Consider the following 20,009-nt stretch of genomic DNA (forward strand, 5'->3'; position numbering starts at 1 on the left):
TGTTTTTCTAGCGCCAGAGCCCAGAAAGGCTTTGAAAATCATGCGCGTGATCGTTTTGGGCGCCGGCTTGCTCGGCGTGACTTCGGCTTATTTCCTCTCGCAACTGGGTCACGAAGTGACCGTCATCGACCGCCAGGGCACACCCGGTGCCGAGACCAGCTTTGCCAACGGCGGGCAGATCTCGGTGAGCCACGCCGAGCCCTGGGCCAACCCGAGCGCCCCGCTCAAGGTGCTGCAGTGGCTGGGCAAAGAGGACGCGCCATTGCTGTTCCGCCTGCGCGCCGACATGCGGCAGTGGCTGTGGGGCCTGTCCTTCCTGCGCAACTGCACACCCGCGCGCACGCGGCACAACATCGAGCAGATCGTGCGCCTGGGCACCTACAGCCGCGACACGCTGCAGCAGCTGCGCGCGGCCACCGGCATCCAGTACGACCAGCGCACGCAGGGCATCCTGCACTTCTATACCAACCAAAAGGAGTTTGACGGCGCGCTGGCCCCGGCCGAGCAGATGCGCGCGCTGGGCTGCGAGCGCCAGGTCATCAGCGCTGACGAGGCCGTGCGCATCGAGCCTGCTTTGGCCCACATCCGCCCGCAGCTGGCGGGCGCCACCTTCACGGCCGAAGATGAATCCGGCGACGCCAACCAGTTCACGCGCGAGCTGGCCAAGCTGTGCGAGGCGGCGGGCGTGCAGTTCCGCGTGGGCCACCACATCACCGCACTGCGCGAGGTGGGCGGCCGCATCGACCATGTCGAAGTGACCAATGCCGAAGGCCGCTTCGAGCGCGTGCGCGGCGATGCGTTTGTGCTGGCCATGGGCTCGTTCAGCCCGCTGCTGGCGCAGCCGCTGGGCATCCAGCTGCCTATCTACCCGGCCAAGGGCTACTCGGTGACGATGCCGGTCAAGGACGCGTCCAAGGCGCACCAGGTGAGCCTGACGGACGACGAGTTCAAGCTCGTGTTCTCACGCTACACCAGCGAGCGGGGCGACCGCCTGCGCATTGCGGGCACGGCGGAATTGAATGGCTACGACCGCCACCTGAACCAGGTCCGCTGCGCGGCCATCGTGCGGCGGGTGGAGCAGCTCTTCCCCGGAGCGGGCGACACCACTCAGGCGCAGTTCTGGAGCGGCCTGCGCCCCGCCACGCCCAGCAACGTGCCACTGATCGGCAAGACGAAAGTGGGCAACCTGTTCCTCAACACCGGCCATGGCACGCTGGGCTGGACGCACGCCTGCGGTTCGGGCAAGGCACTGGCCGACATCGTGAGTGGCCGCGTGCCCGAGGTGGACTTTGCGTTCCAGGGGCTGCAAGGGCGCGCAGCCGGGGCGGCGCTGGTGCCGTCGCGCACGGCGGCCTGAGGCAGCGCGCGGTTGCAGGCGGTTGCAGCGAGGCCACGCTGCAACCGGTGCGAAAGGCTGCGCCTACTTGGCCGCGCCCGTGGCGTGCGCCACAAACTGCGCCACGGCCAACATGTCCTTCTCGCTCATGCGCTCGGCATACGAGGGCATTACACCGATGCCCGCCTTGAGCGCGCGCAACACGCGGCCCGCGTCGGGCTTCAACTCATCCAGCACCGGTCCGACCTGACCTTCAGCACCCGCAGCCTGCAGCGTGTGGCACACGGCGCAGGCGGGCTGGATCTTGGTGAACAGCTCCTTGCCGCGCGCCAGTTCGGCCGGGTCGGCGGCCGCAGCCGACGCACAGGCGCCAGCGGCCCACAGCGCCGCTGCAAGGCGGCGCGCTCGGTTGCTCCCACCCATCTCAGGCCACGGTCACGGTGACAGCGTGGTCGCGCCAGCTGGCGTTGTTGTAGCCGCCCAGGTTTTCCTCACGCTGCTCGGCCTGCACATTGCCTGCCGTGTCGGTGGCGCGGCTGGTCAGCACATGGGTGCCCGCCTCCAGGCGCACGGGCAGCGCAAACTGCCGCCAGGCAAAGGGGCCCAGGTCGGGGCCGATGAGCTTGGCCACCTGCCAGGTCTTGCCGCCATCGGCCGACACCTCCACGCCCTTGATGCCGCGCGTGCCGCCAAAGGCCACGCCATGCACCTGCACCTGGCCGGGCTTGAGGGGGCCCTTGTCGGCCAAGGGGCCGTTGATCCAGGACTTCACGCCCATCTCCCACACCGAAGGCTGGTCGGGGCTGGCCTTGCTGCCGGGTGGCGACATGCGGTAGCCGTGCGACATGATGCGTGCCTGCGACTGCGCGCTGGTGAAGGCCACGCGCTTGACGTACTTGATGTTGTTCACGCCCTGGTAGCCGGGCACCACCAGCCGCAGCGGGCCGCCATGCGCCAGCGACAGCGGCTCGCCATTCATCTCCCAGGCCAGCAGCGCGTCGTCCATCGCCTTCACGGGCACCGAGCGCTCCACCAGCACCGACAGCGGGTCCACCCCCTCGGGCAGCTTCTCGCCGCCCGTGCCGGTCAGGTAGACCGCGCCGTCGGCCAGCCCGCCCAGAGCCGCCACCACGTTGCGCAGCGGCACACCGCTCCAGACCACACAGCCCGCAGCCCCCACCGACCAGGGGGTGCCGCTGGGCTTGCTGGGGAAAAAGCCCCGGCCATTGCCCGAGCACTGCAACACGGTGGCCACGGTTTCCACGCCCAGCGTCTTGAGCTCAGCCAGAGTTAGGCTGCGCGGGCTTTTGACCCCTTCGATGGACACCGTCCACGCGTCGCGGTTGTCCAGGATGGCCGCGTCGGGCGCGGGCAGGTTGTTGCGCACGTACAGCTGGTTGGACGGCGTGATGACGCTGGTGCCAAACGCGGAGCGCCGCGTTTCCAGGGTGCTGCTGCTGTGCACGATCAGCGCATCCGGCGACTTCCACCCTGCATAGGCAGGCAGCGGCTTGGCTGCGGGGGCGGCGGCCTGCTGGGCGCGCGCACTGCCCGTCCATCCGGCCAGGCCCAGCGCGCTCAAGGCGGCAGCACTTCCGGCCAGCATGTGGCGGCGCGGCAGGGTCATCGAATCTTTCATGTGAACGTCTCCAAAGAGTGGGTGAACAAAACCTTTCGCCCCCGATTCCCCTCGCAAGCGCAGTACATCGGGCCAGCCCGCATTCTGTGCGGCCGCCCCTCGCACCGCACGTGCGGCGTCGTTAGCAGAAGTAACAAAAACAAAACATCGGAAACATTCGTACGCAGGTGCGGAGGCCGTGGGCATATTGGCGCTTTGTTGTGGGAGAGGAAAAGCGCTATGAACATCATCAAAAATCGATCCTGGCGACCACTCGGGCTGCTCCTGCTCTGGGGCCTGGGTTGCAGCACCGCGCTGGCCCAGCTGACGGCCATCGTGGTCGTGGAGCCCACGGCCCGCAAGGCTGCGCATTCCATCCTGCGCACCTCGGCCGAGTCGGGCCTGTCGAAGGCGGCGGGCCAGCCTGTGGCGCTGACCACCAGCGACGACCTGGCCGACGTGATGCGCGCCACCCGCAGCGCGGGCTATGACATCTTCATTGCGCCAGCCCAGGTGGCGGCATCTGCACTGCAACGCGGCTACGAACTGGTGGGCGCCACGCACAAATCGGACAAGTACCTGCTGGTCGGGCTACAGCCCATCGCCGCCGTGCCCGCCATGAAAGGCCGGCGGCTGTACCTGCCCCAGCAGGACTCGGTCTACACCTACATGGCGCGCGGCATGCTCAATGAGGCGGGGCTGTCGTTCCAGGATCTGCGGGCCGTGCAGTACGAAAAATTCCCCCAGGCGGGCCTCACGGCCCTGACCCTGGGCACGGCCGATGCCACCGTGGTGCGTGAGGACGACTGGGCCGAATGGTCGGCGGCACACCCCGGCATCGCGCGGGTGCTGGCCACGTCGCAGCCCGTGCCGGGCGGGTTCTCCATCGTGGTCAAGAAAGACCTGCCTGCGGATGCACGCAGCAAGCTGGCCCAGTGGTTCAGCACATCGTCCTCGGCCAGCGGCCTGCCGCTGGTCTCGGTGCGCCCGGAGGCTATGGAATACCGCCGCGTGGCCGAGCTGGGGCTGTTCACCCCCACCAGCCTGCCTGGGGTGAGCCGCATCACCGCGCGCGAAGCGCAGACCCTGCTCGCACAGGGCGCCACCCTGGTGGACACGCGCACCGAGAAGGAATTCAAGACCAAGCGCATCCGTGGCGCCGTGTTCGCCGCCTATGTGGAAAAGAGCCTGAAGGACGTGGCTTTCAATGCGGCGCAGGACGACTTCCAGGCGCTGGACAAGCTACCAGGGCTGGACAAGGCCAAGCCGGTGATTTTTGCCTGCAATGGCGCCGAGTGCTGGAAGTCCTACAAAGCCGCCAAAGTGGCCACCACCAAGGGATTCCAGTCGGTGTACTGGCTGCGCGGGGGGCTGCCCGAATGGGACGAGACCGGCTTGCCCACAGAGGGTGGTTAGGAACCTGCGCGGGGCCTCCGGGCCCCTGTCCTTACAATGGGTTGCTTATCAACACCCAAGGGCGCGCAAGGCGCCCTTTGTATGGAAATAGCAATACTGTTCGCCCTCATCTTCCTCAACGGCCTGTTTGCCATGTCAGAGATCGCTCTGGTCACGGCCCGCAAGGTGCGGTTGCAAAAGCTGATTGATGAGGGCGATAGCGGTGCCGCCGCTGCCGTGAAGCTGGGCGAAGACCCCACGCGTTTTCTCTCCACCATCCAGATCGGCATCACGTCCATTGGCGTGCTGAACGGTATCGTGGGCGAGGCTGCCCTGGCAGCGCCGCTGGCATCGTGGCTGGAGCGCCTGGGCGTGCCGCTGCCCTACGGCGGCTACGCGGCCACCGGGTTGGTGGTGGTGCTGATCACGTACTTCTCCATCGTGGTGGGCGAGCTGGTGCCCAAGCGCATCGGCCAGTCGTACCCCGAGACCTTTGCGCGCCTGGTGGCGCGGCCCATCAACTTTCTGGCACTTGCCACCAAGCCGTTTGTGCTGCTGCTGTCCACGTCCACGCGCACCCTGCTGCGCCTGCTGGGCGTGAAGGAAACCAGCGGCAGCCCGGTGACCGAAGAAGAGATCCACGCCATGCTGGTCGAAGGCACGACGGCCGGTGTGATCGAGTCGCACGAGCACACCATGGTGCGCAACGTGTTCCGCCTGGACGACCGCCAGATCGGCTCACTGATGGTGCCGCGTGGTGATGTGGTGTGCCTGGACATCGATGCTCCGTTTGAAGACAACCTCAAATGCATCGAAGAGTCCGACCACGCGCGCTTCCCGGTGGTGCGCGGTGGCATGGACAACATCCTGGGCGTGATCAATGCGCGCCAATGGTTGTCGCGCACCCTGCGCGACAAGGCGCGCGGCGGCCTGGCCGACCAGCCGCTGCAGACGGCGCTGTATGTGCCCGAGACCATCACGGGCATGGAGCTGCTGGACAACTTCCGCCTGTCGGACGTGCACATGGCGTTTGTGATCGACGAATACGGCGAGGTGCAGGGCATCGTCACGCTGCAGGACCTGATCGAAGCCATCACCGGCGAGTTTCAGCCGCGCGACCCCGAGACCTCGTGGGCACTGCAGCGTGAGGACGGCAGCTGGCTGCTGGACGGCCATATCCCCGTGCCCGAGCTGAAAGACCGTCTGAACCTGGACGCCGTGCCCGAAGAAGAACGCGGCCGCTACCACACGCTCAGCGGCATGATCATGCTGCTGACCGGCCGCCTGCCCAAGGTGACCGACACGGTGCAGTGGGAGGACTGGAAGCTGGAAGTGGTGGACATGGATGGCAAGACCATCGACAAGATCCTGGCCACGCGGCTGACGCCCGAGGAAAAAGCCGAGTCCGACGAGAACGGCGCGGGCTGACCGAACCCGCCGGGGGGACTGCTTGCCGGCAAGCCCCCTCTTTCCTCTTCTACATCAGGACTGTGAGGGCTCGCCGTCCACAAACACCGTCAACACGCCGGTGTAGCCGTACAGATGGTGGTGGGCGATCTCGCCCCCCGCAAAGAACCCCGCCAGGGGCACATCGCCCAGCGCGTGGCGCACGATCTGCAGCTCGGCGCTGGGCCCGCCAAAATGCGGGCCGCCCCGGCCCGAGCAGCTCACATAAATCGCGCCGCAAATGCGCCGCCCAACGGGCGGTTGAGCGCCAGCGGGCGTTGCGGCTCCCGGCGCAGCATCGAGGCCGCCGGGGGCGTCGGACGACAGCATCGGCGCGGGCTCCAGTTCCTCGGGCGATAGCTCCTCCCGGATTTCGGCGCAGATGCGCATGAGGTCGGCACGCGCCGCCGCCACGTTGCGCTGGCAGAACGCCAGATGCATGCCCGGCTCCACACGGTCGGCCAGCGCCACGCCCCGGCGAGAACCATCCAGCCCCAGGATATGGCGCACGCGCGTGTCGGCGCCAAAGTGGCCCGTGCGGCGCTGTCCCTGCGGTTGTTCACCGGCGTTGACCAGCCCTGCCAGTGTCGCGCGCACCTTGCGCAGCGCGGGCTGCGGGTCGCCCCCATCGAGCGAGACCTGTAGCGTGTCAAGCAGCACATCCAGCGCGGGCTCGCCGTCGAGCGCGAGCACCACGTTGTCCTGCGCGGCCGTGATGGTGTGCAGCGGGCCCACGGGCTGGCAGCCCTGCGTGACACGCGACACCAGCGACACGCCCGCGCCAAACGCCACACCCGAGAGACCGCCATCAAACACCCCACTGGCACCGCCTTGCCCGGCCATGTTGCCGTCGCCGCCCACGGCAAACTGCACGCTGGCGGTGCGGCTGGCGCTCAGGCCGCCAAACAGATAGCCTGTGTCGGTCCGCGCAGCCATCTCGGCCAGCAGTTCGGTGAGGTCCGGCGTGTGGCCGTCGGCATGCACCAGCGCGGTGTGGGCCACAAAGCCCGTGCCGGGGTGCGGCGCATGGGCAGGCAGCGGCGCCACACCCGAGAACACGCGGTACTGGTCGGCCGGCACATCCAGCAGCATGACCGAGAGCGCGGGCTCGTCAAAGTATTCGGCATTGTTGGCCGACACGCCCACACCCACAGTGCCGCTCCAGTCGGTCACTTCCGGCAGCTCGCCGCTCAGGTAGTCGAGCAGCGCCTGGGCTTCGTTGGCGTAGTGGTCGGTGATGTAGAGCAGGCCCAGGGTGGGGGCCGATGCGTAGTCGGGCAGCGCCATCTGGGCGCGCAGCTGCGCCAGCACCAGCGCAGCGGCCATGCGCCACTGGGGGTGGGTGGCGTGGCCGGTGGGAAAGAGTTTCATGGTGAGGGTCTCCGTGCCGGGGCGGGAGGTGATGCAACGTGGCACCACCCGCGTGCTGCCGCACCCGCCCGCGTTGGCGTCAGCCCGCTCGCTTGCGGGCAGCCGGGCTGCGGGTGCCGCCGGCCTTCTTGGCGGCGGGCTTCGTAGTGGTTTTGCGGGCTGCGGGTTTCTTGGCCGCAGCTGTCTTTTTTTCGGCGCCTGCGGATGATGCCGCCGCGCGCTTGGCACCGCCCTGCATGGTCTGCATGCCCTTGGCGGCAAACTGGCTGGCCATGCCGGTGGCTGTCTTGAGGGCTTCCTTGGCCAGGCCGGTGGCCATGTTCTTGGTGGTGTCGATGGCAGTCTGCTTGGCCGCGTCCTTCATGGCGTTGGCCGCGATCTGCTGAAACTGGCTGGTGAGCGCACCCCACCACTGCATCGGGTCCACCACGGCGGGCTCGGCCGCAGCCGCAGTCTTGCCCTTGGCTTTGGGCTTGGCCTTGGCAGCCGGTGCAGGCTCGGCGTCGGCCTCGTCCGGGGTTTCCTCTTCAGCGGCGGCGCGGCCTGTGACGCGGGCCGCCGCGCCAGCCACGGCCTCGGCGGCGCCAGTCACGGTGTCGGCGGCCTTTTGCACGCCACTCATCACCGTGTCGGCGGTCTTGAGCTTGAAGGCGTTGGCCACATCGCCCATGCTGAAGTTCATGCCCTTGAGCGTGGCCAGGGTCATCTTCTGCACCTCCAGCGCCTGGATGGTGGCGGCCAGCGCGCGCGAGTTCTGCTCCAGCCAGAACTGCACGGCCTTGAGCTCGTCGATGCGCTTTTCCAGCTCTTCGACGCTGATGGTGGGCGCCACCCAATTGCTGAGGTTGGGCAACTGCGGAATGCTGCTGGACGCCCCTTTGGCAAGGCTTTGCAGAAAATCAAAACCGGGGACGAATTTGCCGAAACCGAAGTTGGATGTGTCGCTCATGGCCGCTCCGCAAGAGGTGGGTCGTGAGAACCTGCTGAAGGTTCTGAGGAGTCACAGCTTACTCCAATGCGTTGCGCCCGCGAAGGCGCTGCGGCGGCTGTCACCTCAGTGTTTATGCCCATCCATCATGCTGCCCGCCGTGGCGCCACCGGGCGCAGCCGTGCCCACGGGCAGCGTGAGGTTGAGCTTGCTTTCCACGCCTTTGGCGTCCTGGAACACCAGGGTGATGGGCACCGCGCTGTCCTTGGCCAGGGGCGCCTTCAGGTCCAGCAGCATGATGTGGTAGCCCCCGGGCTTGAGTTCCACTGTCTTGCCTGCGGGCAGGTCCAGCGTAGGCACCGCACGCATCTTCATGATGTCGCCTTCCATCTTCATCTCGTGCACCTCGGCAAGGCCGGCAGCGGGCGACTCGGCACGTACCAGGCGAGCACCGTCCTTGGCGGTCAGGCGCATGAATGCGCCCGTGGCCTTCTGGCCCTGCACGCTGGCACGCGCCCAGGCGCCTTCGACCTTGACGGCGGCGGTCTGGGCCCATGCAGGGGCACTCAGCAGTGCGGCAAAGACGGCAGCGGTGTGAAACAGTTTTTTCATGGTGAATGTCTTTCGGTTTGCGAGAGAAGAAAGGGAAGCAGCAACAGGCTCTGGGCCCGACTGTCAGTGATTGTGGGCAGCGGAGCCACCGGTGGGCAGAATCTCCAGCGCAGCGGCAGGGGACTTCAGGTCCGACAGCTGCTGGCCCGCCTTGGGCACCTCGGTCCAATCGTTGCGGCCCTCGGTGCAGACCTGGCGCACCGGCCAGTACACGGTGCCCGCCTGCTCCGGCGCCTGGGCCACCAGCACAAACTCGTCGTAGTGCGCGCTCTGCAACATGTCGTCCGGCGTCTTGGCCGTCCAGGTGATGCGCACCACGTCTTCGGTGATGCTGCGGCCGTGGCTGGTGTAGGGCTGGGCCAGCTTGTCGCGCTGCACGTCGAGCGTCCAGCCCGGCTTGGGCATGGGGCGCGCGCCGCGCATGCCTGCGGGAATGTCCACCACCACCTGCCGCGTGGGCGATGCGCCGCAGCCGTGGCCCACCTTGAACGCGGCCTTGTAGCTGGCGCCGGCCGGAGCGACCTGGTATTCAAGCACCACATGGGCCGATGCAGTGCCGAACAGGGCGGTAGCGCCAGTCAAACATGCGGCAGCAGCTATCTTTTTCATAGTAATCAACGACATGGAGCGTATTCCTTTCAGAGGGAGACCTTCAACTCAGCCATGTAGCTGCGCTGCGGGTAGGGATGGAAGTTCCAGAACTGGTAGTTGTTCAAGTTGTCGATGCCCACGGCGGCGCTGACCGCTTTGGTGATCTGGTAGCGCACGCGCACATCGGTGGTGAAGTAGCGACTGGCACCCTGGTAGGCAAAGCCGTTGGGGTCGGTGTTGTCGAGCGTGCTGTACTGTTTGCCGCTGTAGCGCGCGCCCAGGGTGTATGACCAGGTGGCATCGGGCCGGTAAGTGGCCACGGCCGTAGCGCGCCACTCGGGGATGCGCGGCTGCCATTTGCCCACGCTGGCCGGAAACTTGTCGTTGCGCGTGATCTTGGAGTCTGTCCAAGTCAGGCTGCTGCCCAGCTCCAGCCCGCGCACGAAGACGTTGGAGCCCTGGTACGACAGCTCCAGGCCCTTGGTACGGATGGCGTCCACGTTCTGCACATTGGTCACGTTGGGCGTGACGAGCACATTGGTCTGCGAGTACAGCGCGTCCTTGGTGCGCTCGAAGAATGCGGTCAGGCGCAGCAGCCCGTTGCCTAGGTCCCGCTCGGCCGTCAGCTCGGTGGTCCAGCTCTTTTCGGGCTTGAGGTTGGGGTCGTTGTTGATGAGCGTGCCGCTGCCGCTGATGCCACCCTGGTACAGCTCGGCCACCGTGGGCATGCGCACGGCGCGGCCGGTCGATGCCTTCAGCACCCACAGATCATTGGCTTGGTAGGCCACGGCCGCCTTGGGTGAGAGGTAGGTCTCGTTGCGCTCGGGGTGGCTCACGATCGTGGTGGCGTTGCCCGTCTGACCATTGCTGGCGCTCCAGCGCTCGGCGCGGGCACCCAGCACGGCCTTCCACTGGGGGGCGATCTTCCAGGTGTCTTGCGCCCACAGGCCCAGCAGTTGAGTGTCGCCGTTGAAGGCCTGGTTGCGGGCACCTGCATCGCCGCTGATCCAGTTCGTCGTAGCGTTCTCCACCGTGCGCAACTGGTAGCTGTCGCGCTGCAAACCAAAGTCCACAATGTGCGCGCCCTGCATGCCATCAGGCCGCCAGGTGCCCTTGGCAGCCAGCGTGTTCCAGCCCGTGCCCTTGCTGTTGACGATACGCCCTGCCCCGCCGTTCAGCGCCGCAGGCAGTGCGACGGTGGCGGCGCGCAAGGTGTCGGTCTGGTAGTCGTACACGCTGGCGGCCACCTCCCAGTCAAAAACGCCTTGCGTGCGGCTCTTGACCGACAGACCGTGCATGAAATGCGTGAGGTCTTCGTTGGACACGTTGAAATCCGTCGGCGTGAGCGCAAAAGAGCGTCCGTTGATGTTCACGGTGCCGCTGTAGACCGCATTGCCATTGGCGTCGCGCAGGTAGCTGGTGGGCCGGCCTTCTGACTCGTTGTGCCACCAGCCAAAGGTGTAGGCGGCCCGCACCGTGGGCGAGAAGTCATAGGCGATCTTGGCCTTGAGGTGGTCTTGCTGGGTGTGGTACTGCGTGGCCGTGCCCAGCAGGTACCAGGGCTGGTTGCTGCGGTTGTTGCCCAGCACGGCGCCCGTCACGGGTGTGCCCGCGTTACCCACGGTGCCAGCGGACACCAGGCGCGTGGGGAAGGTGAGCGGCTGGCCTTCGCTATCGGTCTTGTTGAAGTTCAGGAACCAGGACCAGTCGCCGTTCTTGTTGCCCACCGAGGCGCTCACCTGCTTGCCGCCGTAGGTGCCGTTGGTGTTGTACAGGTCAAACGGCTGGTGCTGGGTGCTGACCTGCCCGTGCGCCTCAAACTTCGTCGGCATGCGCGTGACGTAGTCCACCACCGCGCCCACCGAGTTGCCTGCGTAGGCGGCCGAAAACGGGCCGTAGAGCACGTCCACGCGCTCGATCTCTTCGGGCGTGACCAGCATCCAGCGTGGCGCGTTGGTGGGGCCGTTGCCCAGGTAGTTGCTCAGCAAAATGCCATCGGCAAACACCATGGACCGCGCCGGGTTGCCCGTGCCCGAGGCGCGGGTGGACAGCACGGCGTGGTTGTAGTCGCCGATATAGCGCTTGCGCACCAGCAGACTGGGCAGGTACTTGAGGGCGTCTTCGCTGTCGGTGGCGTTGATCGAGTGCTCGATCTGCTCGCGCGTCACGCCCTCGATGGTGGTGGGGATCTGCGTGGGCAGCGAGGTGGGCTGGCCGCCGGTGATGGTGACCACGCCCAGTTCCTTGACCGGGGCATGGCTGGTGGTGCTGGTGCTGTCAGCGGTCTGGGCGAAAGCGGATGAAGCCCCAGCGGACGCGATGCCAAGGGCGAGGGGAAAGGCACTGGCCACGGCCAGCGCCATGCGGCTGTTGCGCATGGAAACTCCTGAAAATCAAACCAAATAGGCCGCAAGCGCAAGTGAATCATGCGCCAGCAGCTATCGAATCAATAGCGATTTCAGGAGAGCGATGGGGGCCCGCGCGGCGGCAGGGGCGCGGCGGTGCGCGCTGCAATGTGCGCGGCAGGGATGGGGCGCAGGGCATGCGCCAGCGGGTGAACCACAGGCAGCTGGGCCTGCGATGCGGGAGGGGGAGCGCCCACATGCGCGCACAGCGGGCAGTCCAGCGTGTGGCTGGGCAGCTCCTTGGCGCCGTCGTCGGTCTTGACCAGCACCTTGATCGCCCCCGAGCCTGAGCAGATCAGCTCCATGGCCTGCGGGTGCACCAGCGGCGACGCAACGGCCACGCCGATCGACAACACAAACCACGCCAGCACACAGCGGGCGAGCCAGCGAAGGCTGCGGATGGTTTGGAGGGACGGCAACGACATGGAGGCGCCATTGTAGGTGCGCAGTCCGCGCCAGCCAGCGCACGGGTCATCTGCGTGACCGCCCCGCACCAGGTGCGGGCCTAGGATGTGCGTTTGCCCCTACAACACATCGGAGACACACCATGCTCACACTCTGCGGCTTTTCGGCCAGCAACTACTACAACAAGGTCAAGCTGGCCCTGCTCGAAAAGGGCCTGCCGTTCACCGAAGAGCTGGCCTGGGTGGGCGAAACCGACCGCAGCGCCAGCCCGCTGGGCAAGGTGCCCTACCTGCGCACGCCGCAGGGACCGCTGTGTGAGTCTGCCGTGATGGCCGACTACATCGAAGCCGCCCATCCCGAGCACCCGCTGATCCCGGCCGACCCCTACCAAGCCGCCAAGGTGCGCGAGCTGATCACATTCCTGGAACTGCACCTGGAGCTGGTCGCGCGCAACCTGTATCCCCAGGCCTTCTTTGGCGGCACCGTGAGCGAGACGGCCAAGGAAAAGGTCGGCGCACAGCTGCAGAAGAACATTGCCGCCTTCGGCCAGCTGGCCCAGTTCAGCCCCTACGTGGGCGGCGACACCTTCACCATGGCCGACTGCGCGGCCATCGTGCACCTGCCGCTGGTCAGCTCGGCCACCAAGATCATCTACGGCAAGGACTACCTGGCCGACCTGCCCGTGCGCGACTACCTGGCCCGCATGGCCGAGCGCCCCCATGTGCAGCGCGTGAACGTGGACCGCAAGACCAACACCGCCGAAATGCTGGCGCGCCCGCCCAAGCGCTGAGCCCGCTCCGCAGCGGTGTCAACCGGGCAGTGACACCGCGCGCCATCCCTTGACCTTGGTCAACCCATCGCGGCGGGCACAGGCGCACCATGCAGGTATCCGATCACCCCGAGGAGACCCCGCATGGACAAGACCCAAGCCGCCCCATTTCGCCAGCAGTTGCTGACCCAGCAGTCCGAGTTGCTGGCCCAGCTGGCCGCACAGCGCGGCGGCGTCATCGGGCGCGCCGAAGTGGCCGCTGAACACTTTGGGCAACCGGAAGACCCACGCGCCCAGGTGGCCACCGAGCGCGAACTGGAATTTGCCCTGGGCGAACGCGAAACCGCGCACCTGGCCGCTGTCGAAGCCGCCCTCGCCCGCATCGAAGCGGGCACCTATGGCGAGTGCACGGACTGCGGCGCCCACATCACGGCTGCACGCCTGCACGCCCAACCCGAGGCAGCGCGCTGCGTGCATTGCCAGGAAAAGGCCGAGCAACACCCGCGTGATGCGTGAGCAGGTTCGCCCGCTCCGCCCTCTTCCTTCCCGTTTTGTCATCACTTCAAGAAAGCCGATTCATGAGCACTTTTCACGCCGTTGTCTGGATGGACCAATCCGAAGCCCATGTGGTGATGTTCGACCGCGAACACGCCGAAGCCCAGCGCATCAAGTCCCGCAGCCACCACAAGCACCAGGGCAAGGCCGAGGACCTCGCGCCGTTTTTTGCCGAAGTGGCCCAGGCCCTGGGCCACACCCGCGAGGTGCTGCTGGCCGGCCCAGGCCTGGTGCGCAATCAGTTCCGCGACTGGGCCGCCAAACACCATGCGGCCGTGGCCAGCGTGGTGGTGGACTCGGTGGCCGCCGACCATCCGACAGACGCCCAGCTGGTGGCCATGGCGCGCCAGTACTTCAAGAAGTTTGACAACATGGCCGCCGATCCGTCGGTCGCCTGACCGACGGATCGGCCCCCCACGGCGTGGCCCCTGGCTGCTATCCTCCGCGGGATGCGCAGCCTCTTTCACCTCGCCTTTCACGTCACCGACCTGGACGCCGCCCGCCACTTTTATGGCGGCTTGCTGGGCTGCCAGGAAGGCCGAAGCACCGACACCTGGGTGGACTTCGATTTCTTTGGCCATCAGATCTCGTTGCACCTGGGCACACCGTTTGCCAGCGCCCGCACCGGGCATGTGGGAGACCACCTGGTCCCCATGCCGCATTTCGGCGCCATTCTGGAACTGCCCGACTGGCATGCACTGGCCGCGCGGTTGAAGGCCGCCGACACCGCCTTCGTGCTGGAGCCGCAGGTGCGCTTTGAAGGCCAGCCCGGCGAGCAGTGGACGATGTTTTTCCACGATCCCAGCGGCAATCCGATCGAGATCAAGGGCTTTCGCTCGCTGGACGCGGTGTACGCAACGTGAGCTACACCTTCGCCTCAGCCACCATCCTGCTCCTGCTGATCACCGATCCGCTGGGCAACATCCCCATCTTTGCCAATGCCCTGCGGGGCGTGGCGCCCGAGCGCCGGGCGCGGGTGATCCTGCGGGAGGTGTTGATTGCGTTTGCCCTGCTGCTGGTGTTCCTGTTCTTCGGGGCGGAGTTTCTGCGGGTGATGAACCTGAGCGACCTGTCGCTGCAGATTGCCGGCGCCGTGGTGCTGTTTCTGATCGCGCTGCGCATGATCTTTCCGTCGGCAGACGGCCCGCAGGCGGAGCTGCCAGGCGAGCCGCTGATCGTGCCGCTAGCCATTCCTGCGCTGGCAGGCCCTTCGGCACTGGCCACCGTCATGCTGCTGGTGGCCCAGGCGCCGGAGCGGCGATGGGAATGGGTGGGCGCGCTGTGCGTCACCATGGCCGTGTGCGCCGTGGTGCTCTTGCTGGCCGAACGCATCCAGCGTCTGGTGGGCGAACGCGTGGTGATGGCGTTTGAACGCCTGATGGGTCTGATCCTGGTCGCGATCTCGGTCGAGATGCTGATCCGGGGCATCAAGCAGCTCGCGCACCAGTTGTAGCGTAGTCGCCAGCCGCCGGGCAGCCTGCCCCTGCGCCAGCGTCGGAGGGCTTGGCGCCGCACCCGGCGCCTCGCACCACCGCGTGCTTCCTCCGACTCAGCGGCGCTGCAGGATTGGCATGCTCCCCAACGCAAACACCGAGTTGGGCACATTGACCCGCGCCATCAGCGGACGGGGCTTGGGCGCCAGGGGCAGCTTGGTCCGGGCAGCGGGGGCCTTTTCTTCCACCACCGTGCCCTGCTTCAGGGCCTGCTCCACCAGGTCCTGCAGCGTCACCGACTGCAGGTATTCCATCACGCGGGAGTTGAAGCTGGTCCACAGCTCGCCCGTCATGGATTTGACCTGCGCAGCCTGGCCTGCGCCCAGGTTCTGCAGCTCGTCGTTCTTGAGGTTCTCTACGGCCAGGATGATTTCTGCCACCGACACCTGCTCGGCCCGCCGCGCCAGCGTGTAGCCGCCGCCTGGTCCGCGGGTGCTGTCCACGAGACCGGCACGGCGCAGCGCGCTGAACAGCTGCTCCAGGTATGAAAGGGAAATGCCCTGCCGCGCGCTGATGGTGGACAAGGGCACGGGCCGCATCTTCTGGCGCAGGGCCAGGTCGGTCATGGCGGATACCGCCAGCTGTCCTCGGGTCGTGATACGCATCGTTGCTACTCCTTGTGAACACAGGCAGCTCTAGGCCGCGGCGCAGATCGCCACGGAAGCTGCCAAACGTCAATGTAGAGAGTTTCATACTTCGCGTATATTCGTTTTATCGTGTTTTTTTCTTCGATTTTTTCGAAGCTTTGAGGTCTTCATGAATTTCAAGCACCTGCGTTACTTCTGGACGGTGGCCAAGGCAGGCGGCGTGATGCGGGCGGGTGAGCAGCTGAACACCACACCGCAAACGCTGTCTGGCCAGATCAAGCAGCTGGAAGAATGGCTAGGCCACGACCTGTTCCGTAAGCGGGGGCGCGGCCTGGAGCTGACCAGCGAGGGCCGCGTGGCACTGGGCTATGCCGAGCAGATCTTTGCACTGGGGGACGAGTTGGAGAAGTCCATCCGGCTGGCGCGCGGGCAGGAGAAGCCCCTGGAGTTCCGGGTGGGCGTGGCCGACTCGATTGCCAAATCAGTCGCCTACCACCTGCTGGAGCCCGCGCTGGGGATGCCGCAGCGCGTGCACATGACCTGCCATGAGGGCAAGTTTCCCGAACTGATTGCGCAATTGAGCCTGCATCGGCTGGACCTGGTGCTGGCCGATGAGCCGGTGTCCAACAAAATTGGCGTCAAGGCCTTCAACCACCCGCTGGGGACCAGCGGCATGAGTTTTCTGTGCGCCCCTGCCTTGCGGGCGCAGCTGGAGGGACCATTCCCACAGTGCCTGCACGGCGCGCCCATGCTCATTCAGGGCCCAATGTCGTCCGTGCGCCAACAGCTCGACCATTGGCTGAACAAGCACCAACTGCAGCCCCGCCTGGTCGGTGAGTTCGATGACAGCGCGTTGATGAATGCATTTGGACGTGAAGGCCGGGGCATCTTCACCTCTCCCTCCGTACTGGACGAGGAAACCACGGCCCAGTTTGGCGTCGAAGTCATCGGGCGCTCCTCCGAACTGGTGGAGGAGTTCTTTGCCATCTCCGTCGAAAGGCGCATCACCCACCCTTGTGTGGTGGCCATCACCAAAGCCGCAAAGGCGGATTTTTTTGCGCATTGAGCCCGCCGGAAATGTCGCGGTAGTTAGGCACCTCCACGGCAGTCTGGGCAGGAGATCGCGAAGGCAATCCACCCTTGGCAGCGCCCAGCGCGTCAACCACCGGGTGCACAAACAAAAACGCCCACTGGATAGTGGGCGTTTTGCTTTAGCAGGAACTGCTCTATTTTGGTTGCGCGAGAAGGATTTGAACCTCCGACCTTTGGGTTATGAGCCCAACGAGCTACCAGACTGCTCCATCGCGCGGTAAGAAGTAAATTATACCCTATTATTCAGCTGCTGCCGAATTATTTTCGGTTTCTGCAGCACGGTCGACCAGTTCGACCAGGGCCATGGGCGCATTGTCGCCCACGCGGAAGCCCATCTTCAGGATGCGGGTGTAGCCGCCAGGACGCACCTTGAAACGGGGGCCCAGGTCGTTGAACAGCTTGGTCACGCTGTCACGGTCGCGCAGACGGTTGAAAGCCAGGCGGCGGTTGGCCACGGAGTCTTCCTTGGCCAGGGTGATCATGGGCTCGATCACGCGGCGCAGTTCCTTGGCCTTGGGAACGGTGGTCTTGATGACTTCGTGCTCGATGAGCGAGTTCATCATGTTCTGCAGCATCGCGAGGCGGTGCGAGCTGGTGCGGTTGAGTTTGCGAAGGCCGTGTCCGTGGCGCATGGTGCTTTCTTTCTACTGTCTATGTAATTAAATCGGGCAGCCGGATCAGGTACTGTCCGAGGCACTGTTCCCCATGGGGAACGAAAAGTCCCCCTTTCGGGGTACATCAAACCGGGCGCCCAAACTTTGGGCAGCCTTCGATTATAGCTTTGGCTTAACGCTTGTCCAGACCTGCTGGAGGCCAGTTCTCAAGCTTCATGCCCAAGGTGAGGCCGCGCGATGCCAGCACTTCCTTGATTTCGTTGAGCGACTTGCGGCCCAGATTAGGCGTCTTGAGCAGCTCGTTCTCGGTGCGCTGGATCAGGTCACCGATGTAATAGATGTTCTCCGCCTTCAAGCAGTTGGCAGAACGCACGGTCAGTTCCAGCTCGTCCACGGGACGCAGCAGGATCGGATCGAACGTCGCATTGCCACGTGGGCCTGCAGGCGCATCGAACGCAGCCAGTTCGCCGCCTTCGAGCTGTGCGAATACCGCCAGCTGCTCCACCAGAATCTTGGCCGATGCGCGCACAGCGTCTTCGGCAGTGATCGCACCGTTGGTTTCGATCTCGACCACCAGCTTGTCCAGGTCGGTACGCTGCTCCACACGGGCGCTTTCCACGGTGTAGCTCACGCGCTTCACGGGGGAGAACGATGCGTCCAGCACAATGCGGCCAATCGACTTGGTCGATTCGTCGGCATAGCGGCGCAGGTTACCGGGCACGTAGCCGCGACCCTTCTCCACCTTGATCTGCATGTCCAGCTTCCCGCCGGCAGACAGGTTGGCGATCACGTGATCAGGGTTGACGATTTCCACATCGTGAGGGGTCTGGATATCACGGGCAGTGACCACACCTTCGCCGTCTTTGCGCAGGCTCAGTGTCACTTCGTCACGGTTGTGGAGCTTGAAAACCACGCCCTTGAGGTTCAACAGGATGTTGACCACGTCCTCTTGAACGCCGTCGATGGACGAATACTCGTGCAGAACGCCTGCAATCGTGACTTCCGTCGCTGCGTAACCCACCATGGACGAGAGCAGGACGCGCCGGATGGCATTGCCCAGCGTGTGGCCGTACCCACGCTCGAACGGCTCCAGTGCGACCTTGGCACGGTTGTGGCCAAGCTGCTCGACATTGATCGCCTTGGGTTTCAGCAAATTGGTTTGCATTCAGACTTCCTCTCAATACCCCCAGCTCGTTACACCGGTAAGGCTGGTGAAGCACCTAAACCGCGATGCCTCGCGGTTCAGGGACGGTTTGCTTGAAATACTTCCGTACTCTACGGATTAACGCGAGTACAACTCAACGATCAGCGATTCGTTGATGTCAGCGCCGAACTCGTCGCGGTCAGGCACCTTCTTGAACACGCCTTCAGCCTTGTCGGCGTTCACTTCCACCCAGGCAGGCATGCCCACTTGGGCTGCCAGTTGCAGAGCCTCGACCACGCGAGCTTGCTTCTTGGACTTTTCGCGAACAGCCACCACGTCGCCCACCTTGACCAGGTACGAAGCGATGTTCACCGACTTGCCGTTCACCGTGATGGCCTTGTGGGACACCAGCTGGCGCGCTTCAGCGCGGGTGGAGCCGAAACCCATGCGGTACACGACGTTGTCCAGACGCGATTCCAGCAGGAACAGCAGGTTGGCGCCGGTGTTGCCCTTCTTGCCGTCGGCGGCTTCGAAGTAACGGCGGAACTGCTTTTCCAGCACGCCGTACATGCGCTTGACCTTCTGCTTTTCACGCAGTTGCAGACCGTAGTCAGAGGTGCGGGCGCCCGAAGTGCGACCGTGTTGGCCGGGCTTGGAGTCGAACTTGGACTTGTCTGCGATGGAGCGACGTGCGCTCTTCAGGAACAGGTCGGTGCCTTCACGGCGGGAGAGTTTGGCCTTGGGGCCGAGGTAACGTGCCACTTGAGCTTCCTTTGTGTCATCTGCCGCAATCCATTGCGGGAGCCGCCTGAGGCGCTTGCGCGTTCACAGGCGGCGGTGGGCTTAGAGAGAAATTAGATACGACGGCGCTTTTGAGGGCGGCAGCCGTTGTGAGGCACCGGGGTCACATCGGAGATCGATGTGATGCGGATGCCCAGTGCGCCCAGTGCGCGCACCGACGACTCACGACCAGGACCTGGGCCCTTGATTTCCACATCAAGGTTCTTGATACCTTGATCGATGGCAGCGCGGCCGGCCACTTCGGAAGCCACCTGGGCTGCAAAGGGGGTGGACTTGCGCGAGCCCTTGAAACCTTGGCCACCGGACGAAGCCCACGACAGAGCGTTGCCCTGGCGATCGGTGATCGTGATGATGGTGTTGTTGAACGAGGCGTGCACGTGGGCAATGCCGTCCGAAACGTTCTTCCGGACCTTCTTGCGGACGCGCTGAGCTGCGTTATTGGCAGGAGACTTAGCCATGATGATCTTTCAATCTTTATTTCTTCAGTGCAGCAGCACCCTTGCGCGGACCCTTGCGAGTGCGTGCATTGGTACGAGTGCGCTGACCACGCATTGGCAGACCGCGGCGATGGCGGAAGCCACGATAGCAGCCGATGTCCATCAAACGCTTGATGTTCATCGTGGTTTCGCGGCGCAGGTCACCTTCAATGGTGAACTGCTCGATTTGCTCGCGAATTTTTTCCAGATCGCCGTCCGTCAGATCCTTGATCTTCTTGGAGTAAGCGATACCAGTTGCTTCGCAAATCTTGCGAGCGCGGGTGCGACCGATGCCAAAAATGGCGGTCAAACCGATTTCCGCGTGCTTGTGCGGCGGAATGTTAATGCCAGCGATACGTGCCATATGCGTC

General features: G+C 65.1%; 23 protein-coding genes and 1 tRNA gene. 9 read left to right on the plus strand and 15 right to left on the minus strand.

Annotated features, from left to right (window positions below; translation table 11 throughout):
• Positions 1-40 precede the first annotated feature (40 nt).
• A complete protein-coding gene (locus C380_RS21700) occupies positions 41-1,357 on the plus strand; it encodes a D-amino acid dehydrogenase (RefSeq protein ID WP_015015993.1) in 1,317 nt (438 codons plus the stop codon).
• Positions 1,358-1,420: 63 nt separating this feature from the next.
• Here C380_RS21700 and C380_RS21705 read toward each other — a convergent pair whose 3' ends face one another.
• A complete protein-coding gene (locus C380_RS21705; protein WP_015015994.1) occupies positions 1,421-1,759 on the minus strand; it encodes a cytochrome c in 339 nt (112 codons plus the stop codon).
• A 1-nt stretch (position 1,760) separates the two neighbouring features.
• Positions 1,761-2,975: a sulfite oxidase gene (locus C380_RS21710; protein ID WP_015015995.1), complete on the minus strand. Its 1,215-nt coding sequence runs from the start codon at positions 2,973-2,975 to the stop codon at positions 1,761-1,763.
• 219 nt (positions 2,976-3,194) lie between these two features.
• Between C380_RS21710 and C380_RS21715 the strand changes: the two genes are divergently transcribed.
• Both C380_RS21715 and C380_RS21720 read left to right on the plus strand, forming a co-directional pair.
• The gene (locus C380_RS21715; RefSeq protein WP_015015996.1) at positions 3,195-4,370 is read left to right on the plus strand and encodes a rhodanese-like domain-containing protein; all 1,176 of its coding nucleotides are present in this window, start codon (positions 3,195-3,197) and stop codon (positions 4,368-4,370) included.
• An 81-nt stretch (positions 4,371-4,451) separates the two neighbouring features.
• Positions 4,452-5,777, plus strand: a complete 1,326-nt coding sequence (locus C380_RS21720; RefSeq protein WP_015015997.1) for a hemolysin family protein — start codon at positions 4,452-4,454, stop codon at positions 5,775-5,777.
• A 54-nt stretch (positions 5,778-5,831) separates the two neighbouring features.
• On the opposite strand, the gene C380_RS21725 is transcribed toward C380_RS21720, so the two are convergent.
• The 6 genes from C380_RS21725 to C380_RS21750 form a co-directional block, all read right to left on the minus strand.
• On the minus strand, positions 5,832-7,166 hold the full coding sequence (locus tag C380_RS21725) for an FIST N-terminal domain-containing protein (protein ID WP_015015998.1): 1,335 nt from the start codon (positions 7,164-7,166) through the stop codon (positions 5,832-5,834).
• Between the two features lie 79 nt (positions 7,167-7,245).
• Entirely contained in the window at positions 7,246-8,115 is an 870-nt protein-coding gene (locus C380_RS21730) for a PhaM family polyhydroxyalkanoate granule multifunctional regulatory protein (RefSeq protein WP_015015999.1), read from the minus strand.
• 105 nt (positions 8,116-8,220) lie between these two features.
• Entirely contained in the window at positions 8,221-8,706 is a 486-nt protein-coding gene (locus C380_RS21735) for a copper chaperone PCu(A)C (RefSeq protein WP_015016000.1), read from the minus strand.
• Between the two features lie 63 nt (positions 8,707-8,769).
• Entirely contained in the window at positions 8,770-9,330 is a 561-nt protein-coding gene (locus tag C380_RS21740) for a YcnI family protein (RefSeq protein ID WP_015016001.1), read from the minus strand.
• Between the two features lie 14 nt (positions 9,331-9,344).
• Positions 9,345-11,675, minus strand: a complete 2,331-nt coding sequence (locus tag C380_RS21745) for a TonB-dependent receptor (protein WP_015016002.1) — start codon at positions 11,673-11,675, stop codon at positions 9,345-9,347.
• 80 nt (positions 11,676-11,755) lie between these two features.
• The gene (locus C380_RS21750; protein ID WP_015016003.1) at positions 11,756-12,127 is read right to left on the minus strand and encodes a DUF2946 family protein; all 372 of its coding nucleotides are present in this window, start codon (positions 12,125-12,127) and stop codon (positions 11,756-11,758) included.
• A gap of 122 nt (positions 12,128-12,249) precedes the next feature.
• Between C380_RS21750 and C380_RS21755 the strand changes: the two genes are divergently transcribed.
• From C380_RS21755 to C380_RS21775, 5 genes are all read left to right on the plus strand, one after another.
• Positions 12,250-12,897 (plus strand): glutathione S-transferase, encoded by a 648-nt coding sequence (locus C380_RS21755; RefSeq protein ID WP_015016004.1) that lies wholly within the window; start codon positions 12,250-12,252, stop codon positions 12,895-12,897.
• Positions 12,898-13,020: 123 nt separating this feature from the next.
• Positions 13,021-13,392: a TraR/DksA family transcriptional regulator gene (locus tag C380_RS21760; protein WP_015016005.1), complete on the plus strand. Its 372-nt coding sequence runs from the start codon at positions 13,021-13,023 to the stop codon at positions 13,390-13,392.
• Positions 13,393-13,454: 62 nt separating this feature from the next.
• Positions 13,455-13,829: a hypothetical protein gene (locus C380_RS21765; RefSeq protein ID WP_015016006.1), complete on the plus strand. Its 375-nt coding sequence runs from the start codon at positions 13,455-13,457 to the stop codon at positions 13,827-13,829.
• 51 nt (positions 13,830-13,880) lie between these two features.
• Positions 13,881-14,294 (plus strand): VOC family protein, encoded by a 414-nt coding sequence (locus C380_RS21770; RefSeq protein ID WP_015016007.1) that lies wholly within the window; start codon positions 13,881-13,883, stop codon positions 14,292-14,294.
• Positions 14,291-14,884, plus strand: a complete 594-nt coding sequence (locus C380_RS21775) for a MarC family protein (RefSeq protein WP_015016008.1) — start codon at positions 14,291-14,293, stop codon at positions 14,882-14,884. The genes C380_RS21770 and C380_RS21775 overlap by 4 nt, the downstream gene beginning before the upstream one ends.
• A 96-nt stretch (positions 14,885-14,980) precedes the next feature.
• Here the strand turns inward: C380_RS21775 and C380_RS21780 are convergent, their stop codons facing one another.
• On the minus strand, positions 14,981-15,529 hold the full coding sequence (locus C380_RS21780; RefSeq protein ID WP_015016009.1) for an Rrf2 family transcriptional regulator: 549 nt from the start codon (positions 15,527-15,529) through the stop codon (positions 14,981-14,983).
• 151 nt (positions 15,530-15,680) lie between these two features.
• Here C380_RS21780 and nhaR point away from each other — a divergent pair, with 151 nt between their 5' ends.
• Complete coding sequence (gene nhaR / locus C380_RS21785; RefSeq protein WP_015016010.1) at positions 15,681-16,577, plus strand: transcriptional activator NhaR; 897 nt, start codon at positions 15,681-15,683, stop codon at positions 16,575-16,577.
• 166 nt (positions 16,578-16,743) lie between these two features.
• Here nhaR and C380_RS21790 read toward each other — a convergent pair.
• The 6 genes from C380_RS21790 to rpsM form a co-directional block, all read right to left on the minus strand.
• A tRNA-Met gene (locus C380_RS21790) sits at positions 16,744-16,820 on the minus strand.
• Between the two features lie 22 nt (positions 16,821-16,842).
• On the minus strand, positions 16,843-17,235 hold the full coding sequence (gene rplQ / locus C380_RS21795) for a 50S ribosomal protein L17 (RefSeq protein WP_008906513.1): 393 nt from the start codon (positions 17,233-17,235) through the stop codon (positions 16,843-16,845).
• A gap of 154 nt (positions 17,236-17,389) precedes the next feature.
• A complete protein-coding gene (gene rpoA / locus C380_RS21800) occupies positions 17,390-18,382 on the minus strand; it encodes a DNA-directed RNA polymerase subunit alpha (RefSeq protein WP_005793666.1) in 993 nt (330 codons plus the stop codon).
• A 117-nt stretch (positions 18,383-18,499) separates the two neighbouring features.
• Positions 18,500-19,123: a 30S ribosomal protein S4 gene (rpsD, locus tag C380_RS21805; protein WP_015016011.1), complete on the minus strand. Its 624-nt coding sequence runs from the start codon at positions 19,121-19,123 to the stop codon at positions 18,500-18,502.
• A 92-nt stretch (positions 19,124-19,215) separates the two neighbouring features.
• The gene (gene rpsK, locus C380_RS21810) at positions 19,216-19,620 is read right to left on the minus strand and encodes a 30S ribosomal protein S11 (protein ID WP_005793662.1); all 405 of its coding nucleotides are present in this window, start codon (positions 19,618-19,620) and stop codon (positions 19,216-19,218) included.
• Positions 19,621-19,636: 16 nt separating this feature from the next.
• Positions 19,637-20,002, minus strand: coding sequence for a 30S ribosomal protein S13 (gene rpsM / locus C380_RS21815; RefSeq protein ID WP_008906516.1), 366 nt, complete (start codon positions 20,000-20,002; stop codon positions 19,637-19,639).
• Positions 20,003-20,009: the final 7 nt, after the last annotated feature.

The organism is Acidovorax sp. KKS102, from assembly GCF_000302535.1.
In the GTDB taxonomy this organism is placed as follows: Bacteria; Pseudomonadota; Gammaproteobacteria; order Burkholderiales; family Burkholderiaceae_C; genus Acidovorax.

Coding starts and splice junctions, on each gene's coding strand:
- C380_RS21710 (WP_015015995.1), bottom strand. CDS start 2,975: ATGAAAGATTCGATGACCCTGCCGCGCCGCCACATGCTGGCCGGAAGT.
- rpsK (WP_005793662.1), bottom strand. CDS start 19,620: ATGGCTAAGTCTCCTGCCAATAACGCAGCTCAGCGCGTCCGCAAGAAG.
- C380_RS21725 (WP_015015998.1), bottom strand. CDS start 7,166: ATGAAACTCTTTCCCACCGGCCACGCCACCCACCCCCAGTGGCGCATG.
- C380_RS21735 (WP_015016000.1), bottom strand. CDS start 8,706: ATGAAAAAACTGTTTCACACCGCTGCCGTCTTTGCCGCACTGCTGAGT.
- C380_RS21705 (WP_015015994.1), bottom strand. CDS start 1,759: ATGGGTGGGAGCAACCGAGCGCGCCGCCTTGCAGCGGCGCTGTGGGCC.
- C380_RS21715 (WP_015015996.1), top strand. CDS start 3,195: ATGAACATCATCAAAAATCGATCCTGGCGACCACTCGGGCTGCTCCTG.
- C380_RS21700 (WP_015015993.1), top strand. CDS start 41: ATGCGCGTGATCGTTTTGGGCGCCGGCTTGCTCGGCGTGACTTCGGCT.
- C380_RS21740 (WP_015016001.1), bottom strand. CDS start 9,330: ATGTCGTTGATTACTATGAAAAAGATAGCTGCTGCCGCATGTTTGACT.
- C380_RS21750 (WP_015016003.1), bottom strand. CDS start 12,127: ATGTCGTTGCCGTCCCTCCAAACCATCCGCAGCCTTCGCTGGCTCGCC.
- C380_RS21780 (WP_015016009.1), bottom strand. CDS start 15,529: ATGCGTATCACGACCCGAGGACAGCTGGCGGTATCCGCCATGACCGAC.
- C380_RS21765 (WP_015016006.1), top strand. CDS start 13,455: ATGAGCACTTTTCACGCCGTTGTCTGGATGGACCAATCCGAAGCCCAT.
- C380_RS21745 (WP_015016002.1), bottom strand. CDS start 11,675: ATGCGCAACAGCCGCATGGCGCTGGCCGTGGCCAGTGCCTTTCCCCTC.
- C380_RS21720 (WP_015015997.1), top strand. CDS start 4,452: ATGGAAATAGCAATACTGTTCGCCCTCATCTTCCTCAACGGCCTGTTT.
- C380_RS21730 (WP_015015999.1), bottom strand. CDS start 8,115: ATGAGCGACACATCCAACTTCGGTTTCGGCAAATTCGTCCCCGGTTTT.
- rpoA (WP_005793666.1), bottom strand. CDS start 18,382: ATGCAAACCAATTTGCTGAAACCCAAGGCGATCAATGTCGAGCAGCTT.
- C380_RS21755 (WP_015016004.1), top strand. CDS start 12,250: ATGCTCACACTCTGCGGCTTTTCGGCCAGCAACTACTACAACAAGGTC.
- rpsM (WP_008906516.1), bottom strand. CDS start 20,002: ATGGCACGTATCGCTGGCATTAACATTCCGCCGCACAAGCACGCGGAA.
- C380_RS21760 (WP_015016005.1), top strand. CDS start 13,021: ATGGACAAGACCCAAGCCGCCCCATTTCGCCAGCAGTTGCTGACCCAG.
- rplQ (WP_008906513.1), bottom strand. CDS start 17,235: ATGCGCCACGGACACGGCCTTCGCAAACTCAACCGCACCAGCTCGCAC.
- C380_RS21770 (WP_015016007.1), top strand. CDS start 13,881: ATGCGCAGCCTCTTTCACCTCGCCTTTCACGTCACCGACCTGGACGCC.
- nhaR (WP_015016010.1), top strand. CDS start 15,681: ATGAATTTCAAGCACCTGCGTTACTTCTGGACGGTGGCCAAGGCAGGC.